Origin of the sequence: Promicromonospora sp. NPDC059942 (assembly GCF_042731755.1) — a bacterium.
Lineage (GTDB): Bacteria > Actinomycetota > Actinomycetes > Actinomycetales > Cellulomonadaceae > Promicromonospora.
This window is the reverse complement of record NZ_JBHWLR010000004.1, coordinates 380095-393799: the sequence shown is the minus strand read 5'-3', so window position 1 is coordinate 393799 and position 13705 is coordinate 380095. Positions and strand designations below refer to the sequence as shown.

11 protein-coding genes are annotated in these 13705 nt (G+C 72.8%); 7 read left to right on the top strand and 4 right to left on the bottom strand.

Translation table 11 applies throughout. The features are described 5' to 3' along the window. Nucleotides 1-251: 251 nt before the first annotated feature. The 4 genes from kdgD (at nt 252) to ACFV9Q_RS09005 (ending at nt 5401) form a co-directional block, all read left to right on the top strand. Nucleotides 252-1235: a 5-dehydro-4-deoxyglucarate dehydratase gene (gene kdgD, locus ACFV9Q_RS09020; protein WP_377234121.1), complete on the top strand. Its 984-nt coding sequence runs from the start codon at nt 252-254 to the stop codon at nt 1233-1235. 26 nt (nt 1236-1261) lie between these two features. Continuing rightward, a complete protein-coding gene (locus tag ACFV9Q_RS09015) occupies nt 1262-2914 on the top strand; it encodes an aldehyde dehydrogenase (NADP(+)) (RefSeq protein ID WP_377234120.1) in 1653 nt (550 codons plus the stop codon). Then, a complete protein-coding gene (locus ACFV9Q_RS09010; protein WP_377234119.1) occupies nt 2911-4239 on the top strand; it encodes an enolase C-terminal domain-like protein in 1329 nt (442 codons plus the stop codon). Before ACFV9Q_RS09015 ends, ACFV9Q_RS09010 begins: the two co-directional genes overlap by 4 nt. Nucleotides 4240-4339: 100 nt before the next feature. Further along, entirely contained in the window at nt 4340-5401 is a 1062-nt protein-coding gene (locus ACFV9Q_RS09005; protein WP_377234118.1) for an AEC family transporter, read from the top strand. Nucleotides 5402-5533: 132 nt separating this feature from the next. Here the strand turns inward: ACFV9Q_RS09005 and ACFV9Q_RS09000 are convergent, their stop codons facing one another. After that, nucleotides 5534-6847, bottom strand: coding sequence for a M15 family metallopeptidase (locus ACFV9Q_RS09000; protein WP_377234117.1), 1314 nt, complete (start codon nt 6845-6847; stop codon nt 5534-5536). Between the two features lie 521 nt (nt 6848-7368). Here ACFV9Q_RS09000 and ACFV9Q_RS08995 point away from each other — a divergent pair. After that, nucleotides 7369-7980 (top strand): antibiotic biosynthesis monooxygenase, encoded by a 612-nt coding sequence (locus ACFV9Q_RS08995; RefSeq protein ID WP_377227147.1) that lies wholly within the window; start codon nt 7369-7371, stop codon nt 7978-7980. Nucleotides 7981-8042: 62 nt separating this feature from the next. Here the strand turns inward: ACFV9Q_RS08995 and ACFV9Q_RS08990 are convergent, their stop codons facing one another. Continuing rightward, nucleotides 8043-8894 (bottom strand): glycerophosphodiester phosphodiesterase, encoded by an 852-nt coding sequence (locus ACFV9Q_RS08990; protein WP_377234116.1) that lies wholly within the window; start codon nt 8892-8894, stop codon nt 8043-8045. Between the two features lie 189 nt (nt 8895-9083). Here ACFV9Q_RS08990 and ACFV9Q_RS08985 point away from each other — a divergent pair, with 189 nt between their 5' ends. Further along, entirely contained in the window at nt 9084-9557 is a 474-nt protein-coding gene (locus ACFV9Q_RS08985) for a hypothetical protein (RefSeq protein WP_377234115.1), read from the top strand. Here the strand turns inward: ACFV9Q_RS08985 and ACFV9Q_RS08980 are convergent. Together ACFV9Q_RS08980 and ACFV9Q_RS08975 are read right to left on the bottom strand one after the other, a co-directional pair. After that, nucleotides 9532-10980: an FAD-binding protein gene (locus ACFV9Q_RS08980; RefSeq protein WP_377234114.1), complete on the bottom strand. Its 1449-nt coding sequence runs from the start codon at nt 10978-10980 to the stop codon at nt 9532-9534. The two genes, ACFV9Q_RS08985 and ACFV9Q_RS08980, sit on opposite strands and share 26 nt — an antisense overlap. Before the next feature lie 154 nt (nt 10981-11134). After that, nucleotides 11135-11917: a hypothetical protein gene (locus ACFV9Q_RS08975; RefSeq protein ID WP_377234113.1), complete on the bottom strand. Its 783-nt coding sequence runs from the start codon at nt 11915-11917 to the stop codon at nt 11135-11137. Between the two features lie 434 nt (nt 11918-12351). Between ACFV9Q_RS08975 and ACFV9Q_RS08970 the strand changes: the two genes are divergently transcribed. Then, nucleotides 12352-13299 (top strand): hypothetical protein, encoded by a 948-nt coding sequence (locus ACFV9Q_RS08970; RefSeq protein ID WP_377234112.1) that lies wholly within the window; start codon nt 12352-12354, stop codon nt 13297-13299. Nucleotides 13300-13705 lie beyond the last annotated feature (406 nt).

Below are 13705 nucleotides of genomic sequence, written 5' to 3'. Positions count from 1 at the left end.
CCCTCCCCCCAGGGATTCCCCCTCTTCCCCCCCCCCCTTTGTGGGGGTGTGGTTTTTTTGCGTCCCCGAGTTTTCCAAACCCAAAAAACCCCCACCCCCCACCGACGCCGGCCGGGGCCGGCGATACCGAGTGGGCATGAGTTGATGCACGATCGGGCTTGGACAGGCATCGTGGAGGGTTCTTACCGTGGCGCCGAGAACCTAGCCCGACCAGTCGCCATCGTCGACGTCTGTCACAGGAGGGGGCCACCTTGGCCACGTATGCACCGCAGGAGCTCGCCGTCGCCCTCAAGGACGGGCTGCTGTCGTTCCCCGTCACGCCGTTCACCGCGGACGGCGCGATCGACGAGCAGCGGTACCGCGACCACATCGACTGGCAGTCGAGCTTCCGGATCGGCGGCCTCTTCGCCGCCGGCGGCACGGGCGAGGGCTTCAGCCTGACGCCGCAGGAGTCGGCCCGCGTGGTGAGCCTCGCCGTCGAGACCGCCGCGGGCCGCACCCCGGTGCTCGGCAGCGCGGGCGGCAACACCGCCCAGGCGATCGAGAACGCGCGTGCCGCGCAGGACGCCGGCGCCGAGGGCCTGCTGCTGCTGCCCCCGTACCTCACCGAGGCCGACCAGGACGGACTGCTGGAGCACGCCTCCGCCGTCTGCGCCGCGACCGACCTCGGCGTCATCGTCTACAACCGCGGCAACGCGATCTACTCGGCGACCACCGTCGCAAGGCTGGCCGAGCGCCACCCGAACTTCATCGGGTTCAAGGACGCGATCGGCGACATCGAGCACCTCACGCGCGTCTACGCCACCAACGGCGACCGGCTCTTCTACCTGGGCGGCCTGCCCACCGCCGAGACCTATGCCCTGCCGCTGCTGCAGCTCGGCATGAGCACCTACTCGTCGGCCATGTACAACTTCGTGCCCGAGTTCGCGCTGGAGTTCTACCGGGACGTCCGGGCGCTGAACCACGCCGCGGTCACCGAGAAGCTGCGCCGGTTCGTGCTGCCCTACCTCGACATCCGCGACCGCACCAAGGGGTACGGCGTCTCCATCGTCAAGGGCGGCATGAAGGCCGTCGGCCGCGACATGGGCAGCGTGCGCGCGCCCCTCCAGGACCTCACCGACCAGGACCTCGCCGACCTCTCCGCCCTGATCGACGCCGCCGGGGTGCGCCCGGCCGCGGCCGACGCCGCTCCGGCCGGCACTGCCGACGCCGCCGTCGACACCCTGGCCGGCTGACCCGAACGCCCTCAAGGAGACATGCGATGACCCAGCTCACCGGCCACTCGATCGTCGCCGGCGCGCCCCTTCCGGGCACCGCCGGCACATTCGCCGGGCAGGACCCGGCCACGGCCCAGGCCCTCGAACCCGCGTACTCCCTGCTCGACGAGGCACAGGTCGCCCGCGCCACGGCGGCCGCGCAGGAGGCGTTCGCCTCCTTCTCCGCGCTCGCGCCCGAGCCCCACGCCCGCTTCCTGGAGCAGGTCGCGGCCAACATCGAGGCGGTCGCGCCCGACGTCGTCGCGCGGGCCATGCAGGAGACCGGCCTCCCGGCGGCCCGCCTGACGGGCGAGGTCGCCCGCACCACGAACCAGCTCCGCCTGTTCGCGCAGGTCGTGCGCCAGGGCGACCACCGCGGCGTGCGGATCGACCCCGCGCTGCCCGACCGCACTCCCCTGCCGCGCGCCGACATCCGGCAGCGCAAGGTGCCCGTGGGCCCCGTGGCCGTGTTCGGTGCCAGCAACTTCCCGCTCGCCTTCTCCACCGCGGGCGGCGACACCGCCTCCGCGCTGGCCGCGGGCTGCCCCGTCGTCGTCAAGGCGCACAACGCGCACCCCGGCACGGCCGAGCTCGTGGGCCGCGCGGTGGCGGACGCCGTGGCCTCGTCCGGTCTGCACCCCGGCGTGTTCTCGCTGGTCTACGGGCCGGGCAAGGTCGTGGGCCAGGCGCTCGTGTCCGACCCGGTGATCCAGGCCGTCGGCTTCACCGGCTCCCGCGGCGGCGGCCTCGCGCTCGTCGCGGCGGCCGCGGCCCGCCCCGTGCCCATCCCCGTCTACGCCGAGATGAGCTCGATCAACCCCACGATCCTGCTCGACGGCGCCCTCGCGGGCGACGTCGACGCGCTGGCCGCCGCGTACCTCACGTCGGTGACCGGCTCGTCGGGCCAGCTCTGCACCGCACCGGGCCTCGTGTTCGTGCCGGACGGCGAGCGCGGCGACGCGTTCGTGGCCGCCGCCGGGCGCGCCGCCGCGGCCGCCGCCGGGCAGACCATGCTCACCGAGGGCATCGCGCAGGCCTGGCAGGACGGCGTGGACGCGCTGGCCGCGCAGGACGGCGTGTCGCTCGTCGGGGCCGGCTCGCCCGGCGCGACGCAGAACGCCCCCGCCCCCGCGGTGTTCGCCAGCGCGGTGCCGACCCTGCTGAGCAACCCCGTGCTGCAGGCCGAGATCTTCGGCGCGGCCTCGCTCGTGGTCCGGTACTCGGACGCCGCCGAGCTGCTGTCCGCCGTCGAGCGCCTGGAGGGGCAGCTCACCGTGACGCTGCACCTGACCGAGTCCGACCGGGAGACCGCCGCCGCGCTGCTGCCCGTGCTGGAGCGCAAGGCCGGCCGCATCCTGGCCAACGGCTGGCCCACCGGCGTCGAGGTGGGGCACGCGATGGTGCACGGCGGGCCGTTCCCCGCGACGTCGGACGGGCGCACCACCTCGGTGGGCACGCTCGCGATCGAGCGGTTCCTGCGGCCCGTGGCCTACCAGAACCTGCCGGAGTACCTGCTGCCCGAGCCGGTCCGGTCGGACAACCCGTGGCACCTGACGCGGCGGGTGGACGGCGTGCTCGACGTCGTCCTGGGCGCGACGGACACCGACGTCACGGACGGCGCCGCTGAGGCCGCCCGGACCGCGGAGGCCACCCGGTGAGCGCGCACCCCACGATCGCGCGCGTCGAGGTCGTGCCCGTCGCGGGCCACGACTCGATGCTCCTGAACCTGTCCGGCGCGCACGCCCCGTTCGTCACCCGGAACGTCGCGATCGTCACCGACTCCGACGGCCGCACGGGGCTGGGCGAGGTGCCCGGCGGGGAGAAGATCCGGGCCACGATCGAGGAGGCCGGCGCGATCGTCGTCGGGCAGCCGGTGGCGCGGTACCGCTCCCTGCTGCGCGACGTCGCGCGGGCCTTCGCCGACCGCGACGCCGGCGGGCGCGGGCTGCAGACCTTCGACCTGCGCACCACGGTGCACGCGGTCACGGCCCTGGAGTCCGCGCTGCTCGACCTGCACGGCCAGGACCTGGGCGTGCCCGTCGCGGAGCTGCTCGGCGACGGCGTCCAGCGCGACGCCGTGCCGATGCTCGGGTACCTCTTCTACGTGGGCGACCCGGGCGCGACCGACCTGCCGTACCTGCGCGGGGACGACGAGTCCGACGCGTGGGGGCGGCTGCGCCGCGAGGAGGCGATGACGCCGGACGCCGTCGTGCGCCTGGCCGAGGCCGCCGCCGAGCGGTACGGGTTCACCGACTTCAAGCTCAAGGGCGGCGTGCAGGCCGGTGACCTGGAGGTGGACACCGTCGTCGCGCTCAAGGAGCGCTTCCCCGACGCGCGGATCACGCTCGACCCCAACGGCGGCTGGCTGCTGGCCGACGCGATCCGGCTGGGCCGGCGCATGCGCGGCGTCGTCGCCTACGCGGAGGACCCGTGCGGGGCCGAGGGCCGGTTCTCCGGCCGGGAGGTCATGGCGGAGTTCAGGCGCGCGACCGGGCTGCCGACCGCGACCAACATGATCGCGACCGACTGGCGGGAGATGGCGCACGCGGTGCGCGGGGGCGCCGTCGACATCCCGCTGGCCGACCCGCACTTCTGGACCATGGCGGGCTCCGTGCGCGTGGCCCAGCTCTGCCACGAGTTCGGGCTGACCTGGGGGTCGCACTCCAACAACCACTTCGACATTTCGCTGGCGATGTTCACGCACGTCGGCGCGGCGGCGCCCGGCGAGATCACAGCGCTGGACACGCACTGGATCTGGCAGGACGGGCAGGGCCTGACGACGGCGCCGCCGCAGATCACCGGCGGCGCGATCCAGGTGCCGACGACGCCGGGGCTCGGCGTCGAGCTCGACCGCGAGCGCCTGGCCGCCGCGCACGAGCTGTACCTGGAGCACGGCCTGGGCGCCCGCGACGACGCGACGGCGATGCAGTACCTGATCCCGGGCTGGTCCTTCGACCCGAAGCGCCCGTGCCTGGTCCGCTGACCCCGCCCGACTCGCTGAGTGCTGGCTATTTGCGGGACAAAAGCCCCACGACCCCGCAGATACCCAGCACTCAGCGTTCTTGCGGGGGGCGGGGTTTGGGATGAGCGGGGTGCTGCTCGGGTTTGCGATCGTGCTCGTGCTCGTCGGGGTGGGGTTCGTCGCCGCGTGGGTGCTGCCCGGCGAGGCCCGCGCCATGCAACGCGGCATCGCGCCGCTGGTGTACTACATCACCAACCCGGCGCTGATGTTCCTGCTCATGTCCGACGCCGACCTGGGCGCCGTCCTGCGCACCTACACCCCGATCGCGCTGATCACGGCGGCGGCCACGGGGCTGCTCTACGCGCTGGTCGCGGGCGGGCTGCTCCGGCGGCCCGCCGGCCCGGTCGCAGCCGGCGCGATGGCGAGCTCGTACGTGAACGCGGGCAACATCGGCGTGCCCATCGCGCTGTACGCCGTGGGCACCGCCGCCCCGGTGGTGTCGGTGCTCATCGCGCAGCTCCTGGTGGTGGCGCCGGTGTACCTGTCGGTGTTCGCGTGGTACCGGCACCGGGCGGCGCGGGCGGGGCGGTTCGCCGCCGCTCGTTCCGACGACGACGGCGCCGCCGGCTCCGCTGCCGACGGCGGTGCCGGTGCCGACGCCGGTGCCGGTGCCGGTGCCGGTGCCGGTGCCGGTGCCGACAGCGCAGGGCCGACCCGCTCCCTGGGCGCCACCCTCGCCCGGTCGCTGGCCAACCCCGTGACGGTCGCGACCGGGCTGGGTCTGCTCGCCGCGGCGTTCTCGGTGGACCTGCCCGCGGTGCTCGGGCAGCCGGTCGAGATGCTGGGCCACGCCTCGGTGCCGCTGCTCCTGCTGCTGTTCGGGATGTCGCTGCGGGGTCAGCGGCCGCTGGGCCGGGACGCCCGCGCCGAGGTGGTGCTCGGCACCGTGCTCAAGTCGCTGGTCATGCCGGCGCTCGCGTGGGTCGTGGGCCGGTTCCTGTTCGGGCTCGACGGCCTGGACCTGCTGGGGGTGGTGCTGATGGCGGCGCTGCCCACGGCGCAGAACGTGTTCCTGTTCGCGGGACACTTCCGCCTGGCGACGACGTCGGTCCGCGACATCACGCTGCTGAGCATGCTCCTGGCCCTGCCGATCTCCCTGCTGGTGACCCTGCTCCTGGGCTGACCACTTCCACGGAAGTTGAACGCGGGTGTGGGGGGGGGTTTTGGTGTTCAAAAAGAAAAAACACCCCCCCCCCCCCCCCCCCGGGGCTCGTGGCTGGGCCGCCCGGTACGGGACCGGGCGCAGGCGTGCGGCTCAGTACTTCGTGCCGTACTCCCAGTGCCAGGCCTCCGGCTTGCTGCCGCCGGCCTGCGCCCAACCCGGGTGCTTCCAGCCGAACTTCCCGGCGTGGGCGACCATCCAGGCGTGCTCGGCGCTGCCGAACGACTCGATGCCGCCGGACAGGTCCACGGCCTGGCCCAGGCCGTGGTTCGACGTGCCGGGCACGGCGGCCAGGGCGCCCCGCGAGGCGGCGACCGACACCTGCTCCCCGTAGGAGCGGTAGCCGTCGGTCAGGTCCAGGCTCCGGCCGAACTTGGCGCGGAACGCGCGGTTCAGGTCCTCGAGCGCCACCGCGGCGTCACACCGCAGCTTCTCGCCCGAGGCGAAGCTCAGCCCGCAGAGCACGCTCGACGGGATCTGGCCGTTGCCGTAGCTCTTCGCGGCCTTGGCCATCTGCTTGGCGCGCGCCGCAGCCTTCTCCCGGGCCACCTCGGCCTTGCGCTCGGCCTTGCGCTCTGCGCGGGCCTCGCGCCGCTCCTCGGCGGCCTTCTTCGCGGCGGCGATCTCCTCGGGCGTGGGGCCCGGGTCGACCGACACGACGGCGTCGCCGTCGGTCTTGGTGATGAGCCGCTGGAGCGACGTCGTCACCTTCTCGATCCGGTCGGCCGACGGCGCTGCCGCCGCCGCGCTCTTCGCGGCGGCCTTGGCGTCCTCGGTGTCGGCGGACTTCTCCGCCTGCTCCGCCTCCTTCGCCACCGCGGTGCTCTCGACGGAGTCGGCGAGCGGGGTGGCGAGGATGGGAAGGCTCTCGGTCTGCTGCCCGCCGAGCGGGGTGACGTCCGTGGCCGCGACGGCCAGGTTCGTCGGATCGGTGGCGTCCGCCGCGGTGTCCCGGGCGGCGTCGTCGGTGGTCCCGCTCGCCTCGGCGGCCGACGCGTCGGCAGCGCGCTCGGCGAGCGACGCGCGCTCGGTGCTCCGGGAGGCCGCGGCGTTCTGCCGCAGCCCCGTGGCGGTGGTGGCGGCGTCGCGGGCCCGGTCCAGCATGGTCCGTAGCTCCTTGGTGGCCGCCTGGAGCTTCTTGCGGTCCTTGACCGTCAGGTCACCCTCGCGGGTCACGTAGTCGGCGTCGCTCAGGACGGCGTCCGCCTTCTCGGAGGCGGACCGGACGTCGGGGTCGGTCACGACGGCGCTGGTGATGGCGACGGGCGTGGGCTGCACGGCCGGCTCGGCGGCCGTCGTGGAGCCGTTCGTCGCGTCGTCGCTCCCGGTGAAGCTGACGGCCGCGGTGGTGGTCAGGGCGACCGTGGTGAGCGCGGCCGCGACCGCGAAGGACGAGCGGCGCAGCATCCGGCCGGATCGCGCGCTGTGTCCCGCTGCGGGGACGGCGGCGTGGGCACCCTGTGCGCCCGGGCGTCGCGTGCGACGGGGGACGAGGGCGTGGTCTCCGGGCCTCAAGGGCGGTCCCGGTGCTCGGGGACAAGGGCAAGGCACACGGTGCTGTGCGCGACGGGGTTCGGCGCCTGGGGCACGCTGATTTCCGTTCTGCGGCTGGGCACGGCGACACCGTGAGGGGAGATCCCCTCGGGGGGACGGCGAAGAATGCTCGAGCTGCTGACAGGCCACGGCGCGCAAGGGGGTCGCGCAGGCCATGGCGATCGTCGCGAAGAACGAGGCCCGAAGGCCCAGGGGATGCGTTCCTCGCGACGACGTTTAATGTTGAACGACTGTCCACGAGTTGCGTAACCCCCCGACCGGAGGTATGCGTCACAAGAACCGGGCAGAGAGCGTGCCCCAGCCGTGAAGGCTGGACAACCCGGGGTGTGCGCGCTCACATTGAGGCGTTCGAGGCCATGTATCAGACTTCGGGCATGGCCCATCACGATCAGGCCGCGAACGGATCCGTGCCCACCCCCGCCGGACAACCCGTGACCGTGTCCATCCACCGCATCGTCCACCCCGACCACGTCCCCGAGGTCACCCGCTGGGTGCAGTCGGGCGTCAACCTCGCCAACCGCTGGGACGGGTTCCTCGGATCGGGCTGGATCCGCGCCGCGGAGGGGTCCCGCGACTGGCACATGCTCTACCGCTTCGCCGACGCCGAGCGGCTCGCCGCCTGGGAGCAGTCCGCCGAGCGCCGGGACTGGCTCGCGCAGGGCACCGGGCTCGTCGAGGAGCTGCGCTACCAGCAGCGCACGGGCATCGAGGGCTGGTTCGAGGACCCGACGCGCGTGGACGAGCCGGCAGACGTCGCCGCCGGCGTCGTGCCGCCGCGGTGGAAGCAGGCCACGAGCATCTGGCTCGGGTTCTTCCCCGTGAACCTGGTGTTCACGGCCCTGTTCACCTACTTCGTGCCCGGGTGGGGCGACGTGAACCTGGTGCTCAAGGTGCTGATCTCGACGTTGATCCTGACGCCGATCATGGCGTACTGGGTGCTGCCCTGGGTGACCCGCCGGCTCCACGGCTGGCTGCACCGCACCTGATCCCCCGCCGTGTCGGACGTACAGGTCACCCGGGTGACCTGTGCGTCTGACACGGGAAGCGGTTACGCGTGGCCCACGGCCAGTCGCTGCGCCGGGGCGTGCCCGCGGCGGCGCAGCCGGATCCCGCCCCGGCCCGGTACGGGCAGCGCGGCGGCGGCCTGGCCGGCCCGGCCCTCGAGCCAGCCCGTGAGCCGCTCGGGCCGGTCGGTGATCACGCCGTCGACGCCGATCCCGGAGTCGGCGGTCACGAGCGTGGTCCACGCCTCGGGGTCGTTCGCCGTCCAGGACATGACCCGCAGGCCCGCCGCGTGCAGGCGGGACACCAGCCGCGGGCTGCCCGCGATCGTGGCGACGGACGGGTTGCAGGCCACGACGTTCAGCCGCTCGCACAGGCGCAGCAGGCCGGGCGGGTCGAACGAGACGAGCAGGCCGCCCGGCAGGTGCGGCGCGACGTCGCGCACCGTGGCCACCGTGCCGGGCCAGAAGCTCTGCACCAGGACGCGGCGGTCGAACCCGGCGGTGTCGATCGTCGCCACGACCCGCTCGACCTGTTCCGCGTTCCAGGCGCCCTTGAGCTCCAGCAGCAGGTCCGTGCGGGGGTGGCGGGCGAGCACGGCGAGGACGTCGTCGAGCGTGGGGACGCGCTGCCCCGAGAAGGCGGGGGCGAAGTAGCCACCGGCGTCGAGCGCGAACACCTCGCCCGAGGTGAGGGCGGCGACCTTGCCGGTGCCGTCGGTGGTGGCGTCGACCGTCTCGTCGTGGATCACCGCGCCCACGCCGTCTGCGGTGGGCTGGAGATCGATCTCGACGTGGTCGACGCCCGCCTGGCAGGCGGCCTCGATGGCGGCGAGGGTGTTCTGCGGGGCCACCGCGGAGTACCCACGGTGGGCGATGACTGCGGGACGAGCGGCCATGCTGACCTCCGGATCTGCGGCTCTGCTCGCCACGGTAGCCGCTGGCGGAGGCCCGTCCGGCGCCGTCGGACGAATTCGGGGAGAGTTCCAGGAGCGTTCACCGCCCGGCCCCGGGGGCGCCGCGTCGGTCACCCCGGCGAAACCCGCCGGATGCGCGGATTCCCAGGACCTGGTGGTTTCATGTGCGCCATGGTCCGTCCCGCACCGCTCGCCGTCGCCGCCGCAGCGACGCTGCTCCTTCTTCTCTCCGGCTGCTCCGCGGACGGCGCCGGGTCCGAGGCCGACGGCGGGGCGAGCGCGACGCCGTCGGGCAGCGCCAGCGCGACCACGAGCTCCGACCCGGACGCGCCCCTGGACGCGAACGAGGCCTGCGCCGCCATGTACGTGAAGGGCGACAAGACGCTCGAGGAGCGCATCGGCATCGCGCTCGTCGGCGCGAGCGACGGGCTCGACGCCGCCTCGGCGGACCAGATGCACGCCATGGCCCTGGAGCTCGGGCGGCTCGGCGAGCGGGTGCCCGAGGAGTTCCAGGGCCCGGTCGAGAAGATGCGGGTCCCGTTCCTCCAGCTCCAGAAGGCGCTCGACGACGGCACACAGGATCAGACCGAGCTCGACGTCGCCTCGACCGTCGAGGGGCTCAAGGAGTACGAGAAGCTCTGCTGACCGGCTCGAAGATGCCCTGGCCCGGCGTGAGCACGCCGCGCGGGTCGTAGCGGTCCTTGGCGCGCAGGACCATGGGCCAGCGGTCGCCGTAGTGGGTGCGCCAGTCGGCCGGCGTCAGGCTCAGGGCGTTGACGGGGTACTGGGTGCCGCCGGCGGCGAGGACGCGGGCGTACAGCGCGTCGTTGTCGGCGATCAGGCGGTCGGCGTGCGCGTCGTCCGGGGGGCTCACCGCGCGCAGCAGCGCGAGCAGGAAGAAGACCTCGCCGTCCGGGACCCGCACCAGCGGCCGGGTGAGGAGCGAGCGCCGGGCCGGGTAGAGCAGGGCCACCCCGCCGGCGTCGGCCGGGGTGAGCGTCGTCAGGAGCTCCGTGACGATCTCGTCGGTGGCGGCGTCCGGGAGGAACGCGTTGAGCCACGGTCCGGGCAGCCGGAGCGCCTCGATCTGCTCCACGGTCTCGTAGATCCGGTTCAGCCACTCGAAGTACGGCACGTCGATGAGGTCGACGCCGGCGGGGTCGATGCCGGCCAGCAGGGCCGCGTCGTCGGGCGGCTCGCCGGTGTACCAGGCGCCGCCCTCCAGGACGAAGGCGAAGCCGTCGTCGTCCGTGGGGACGAGCTGGCCCTCCAGGTAGTCGAAGCGGCCGTCGGCCAGGACGGTCCGCTGGGCCGCCGTCAGGTCGGTGATCCGGGGGTACGTGAGCGTGTAGACGCGCGCCATGGCAGGCGCGGTCTCCAGGCGCACCGTGGCGCGCACGATGACGGCGAACTGGCCCAGCCCGCCGAGCACGGCCTCGAAGAGCTCGGGCTCCTGGTCCGCGGAGCAGGTGACCAGGCGGCCGTCACCCGTGACCACCTGGAGCTCGACCGTGTTGTCCACGAGCATCCCGAAGTGCTGCGAGGCGCCCCCGATCCCGCCGACGCACAGCGTGCCGCCCACCGAGAGGCCCAGGAAGTCCGTGCTCACCGGGGGTGCGACGCCGACGGCGAGCGTGGCGCGGACCAGGTCGAGCCACTGGACCCCGGCGTCGACGACCGCCCGGTCGGGCGTGATCTCGTGGATCGTGGCCAGGGTGCGCGAGTCGATCACGACGCCGCAGTCGGCCTGCGCCTGACCGAACGTCGAGTGGCCCTGGCCGCGCACGGCGACGACGAGCCCGTGCTCGTCGGCGAACCTGACCAGGGTCACGACGTCGTCGACCGAACCCGGCCGCAGCACGGCCCGGGGCCGGTGGTGCTTCAGGTGCCCGTAGTCGGTGGCGGCCTCGGTGAGCGCGTCCTCGTCGGTGACGAGCTCGCCGTCCAGGTGGGGGAGCTGAATCGCGGTGGAGTTCTCCGGGAGGCTGTTCAGCCACCGGGAGTCGGCCGGGTCGAATGCGACCACGGCGGCGCCTGCCAGGAAGGTGCGACGGTCGAGCTGTGCCATGTGGGCCCCTCGGCGTTCGGGTGGGCGACTACGGTACAGGTCAGCGTAGGCGCGGCGTAAGAGCGTCCGGTGGAGGTGCGCGGGCGAGGTTTTCGCGTAGTGAAGCCGTATCACCGGAAACTACTGCCGCCCGATGTCGCCCGGTGGTATCGCCTCAGGAGCAGCGGCCCGCGTGGATCGCCCTCGCCCGCGGGACGTCCCAGGTGGTCGAGTAACCGTAGCCGCCCGGGCTGCGCGTGGTCGCACCCAGGTACAGGTCGGCGTACGCCTCTGTGACGTGCTCGTGCACGGGCTTCTCGGTGGAGGCGCGGACGGCGCCGGGAGCACCGGCGACGGGTGGCCTGGTGGTGCCGCAGCGCCGCTCGATCTCCGCGTGCGCGATCTCGTGGCGGGCCTGGTTCAGCAGGTACCTGCGGAACCAGTTGTTCCCGCTGCCGGCCACCGACATGTCGTCGGCGCCGTTGCCGAGCCGGATCAGCCCCTTGCCGGGGGTCAGCGTGCCGCCCGGGGTGTAGCTCCCGGTGAGCAGCGCCCTGGTCGCCGTGACGTAGCCGCGCCGGCCGCCCTCGTCCGCCGCCGAGAGCTGGAGGGTGACCCCGTACCTGGCCGCGAGCTGCCGGGCGGCGTCCGCGTGCGCGCGCCCGGCGGAGCCCGCGGGGCCGCCGGCCACGGGTGCGCGCCGGGTGGCCAGGATCAGTCCCGTGGCGCCCTCGACGTAGACGACCTGGGCGTCGGAGCTGACGGCCCGGCACAGCCGGGTTCCCGCGGGTCTGGTCCGGCCGGCGGCTGAGCCGTCGGGCGCGCGCGTGGTCGGGGACTTGATCCAGACGTGGACGCCGCGGCCGCCGTCGGGCAGCAAGCACTGTGCGGCCGCTGCTGCCGGCGTCGGTCCGACGCCCGCCAGCAGGAGGGCCAGCGCGGTGAGAATGCGGGCCACGTTGCGCATGATGCCGTCCGCCTCGATGCTACGTATCCGCTTGGCGGACCGCAGGGCGGGAGTCCTGGGGACGGTGAGTGCGCAGGTGAGAGAGGTGGGCCCCCCGGGGATCGAACCCGGAACCCGCGGAGAAGTGGGAAGTGGGTCTCGTGAGGACTTCTGCGGCCTGGACCGGTGGCGGTGTTCCCGGTTGTTCGGGGTCCCCTCGGGCGCACGTCGCACACGACATCGCACATCTCGCACGGCCATGGGTGGGCATCGCCCGGCTCCCTGCCACGTCTTGTCGACGTCGGACCGGGTCAAGGGTGGGCGTAGCCCATCGCCTGCGACGCGTAGCGCCCTTGATGCGGTCTGGCGTCGATAAGACACTCAACGAGCCGGACGTTGGTCCCCTGGTGACTCCTTGTGTCAGTGGCGGCAGCTACCTTGCTGGCATGGCTGAGCAGTGGGACATCGCGCCCGGGACAGTGACTACACGCGCCGCGGTGGCTGGGCGGTTCGGTGGTGCCGTCTATGGAGGCATCGAACCGTCGGGGAAGACTCCCAACGTCATGGTGTATTCGGATCCCGCGCGGGGCATCCGGCATGGCTACAACTTTGATGGCTGGGCTGACGATGGAGCCTTCTACTACACCGGTGAGGGCCAGAACGGCGACCAGGTGGAGACGTCAAGGGGCAACCGAGCAATCCTCAGGCACGTTCAGCAGGGGCGAGCTCTCCGTGTCTTCGAGGCCATGCCTGGACCTCAGTCCACCAAGCCGCAGAAGTACATCGGAGAGTTCACCATTGACTCTGCTGACCCGGTTCGCCGCGAGGATGCGCTAGGTACTGACGGGGTTCCGCGAACAGTCCTGGTGTTCAAGCTGCTGCGAGTCAGCGCGGTCGCGCCGGCAGGAGACGAACATCTGGCGGACAAACCGGAGCACTCACCTGGCGACGTCTTCGTGCCATCGGAGAACAACCGCGTCAGGAAGTTCGATGTCACGGCAAGCATGGGAACGACTGCCGTGAGGCGCGAGGCCGAGCTCATGGCTGAGCTTGAGAAGGTGCTGCGCGCCAAGGGCAATGCGGTCGGGCGCCGGAAGCTGACCGTTCCCGGTTCGAGCGTGCCGCTCTGGACGGACACCTTCGACGATTCGACCAAGGTCCTCTATGAGGTCAAGGCAAGTAGTGAGCGGCGTGCTGTTCGTGAGGCGATCGGCCAACTGCTGGACTACCGCCGCTTTGTCTCGGAGCTCGCAGCTTGCACTGTCGTGTTGCCGACCCGCCCGGCTGAGGACCTCATCGACCTGGTGCACGACGTTGGCTTCGAGCTCGTGGCGAAGGTCGAGGGCGTGCTCGTTCGGATCACCGCGGATCACCAGAGCGACGTCTTGAGGTAGCAGCGGCGGGTATGTGGGTCGGGCGACCACGGCAGGGTGAGTGCTACGGGACGTGAGCCGATCGCGCCGGGTGGTGAGCCCTGGTGATTGACGCTTGAGGCGGCCACGCCTTCGGCATTAGAGGAACGCGAGTAAGACTCAGCCGCGCGGCGGCCTCGGGACAGAACCCGGGGCCGCTTCTTCGTGTCCAAGGCCGTAGCCGACGGGGTGCGCGGAGGGGTGCGCGCAGGGCGCGAAGCGCCCGGAGCGTCGGGCCCCCGTAGCGCGGGCCCCCGGAGGCACAGGCCTGGGGGGGGGGGGGGGGGGGGGGGGGGGGGAGGGGGGGGGGGGGGGGGTGGGGGGGGTGGTTGCGGGTGGGTTGGTGGTGGGGGTTGTTGTTTTCACTTGTTGTACTAGGGGTGGGTGG

Excerpts from the sequence above, each read along its gene's own strand:
- ACFV9Q_RS09015 (WP_377234120.1), top strand. The coding sequence starts at position 1,262 with ATGACCCAGCTCACCGGCCACTCGATCGTCGCCGGCGCGCCCCTTCCG.
- ACFV9Q_RS09005 (WP_377234118.1), top strand. The coding sequence starts at position 4,340 with ATGAGCGGGGTGCTGCTCGGGTTTGCGATCGTGCTCGTGCTCGTCGGG.
- ACFV9Q_RS09000 (WP_377234117.1), bottom strand. The coding sequence starts at position 6,847 with ATGCTGCGCCGCTCGTCCTTCGCGGTCGCGGCCGCGCTCACCACGGTC.
- ACFV9Q_RS08995 (WP_377227147.1), top strand. The coding sequence starts at position 7,369 with ATGGCCCATCACGATCAGGCCGCGAACGGATCCGTGCCCACCCCCGCC.
- ACFV9Q_RS08990 (WP_377234116.1), bottom strand. The coding sequence starts at position 8,894 with ATGGCCGCTCGTCCCGCAGTCATCGCCCACCGTGGGTACTCCGCGGTG.
- ACFV9Q_RS08985 (WP_377234115.1), top strand. The coding sequence starts at position 9,084 with ATGGTCCGTCCCGCACCGCTCGCCGTCGCCGCCGCAGCGACGCTGCTC.
- ACFV9Q_RS08980 (WP_377234114.1), bottom strand. The coding sequence starts at position 10,980 with ATGGCACAGCTCGACCGTCGCACCTTCCTGGCAGGCGCCGCCGTGGTC.
- ACFV9Q_RS08970 (WP_377234112.1), top strand. The coding sequence starts at position 12,352 with ATGGCTGAGCAGTGGGACATCGCGCCCGGGACAGTGACTACACGCGCC.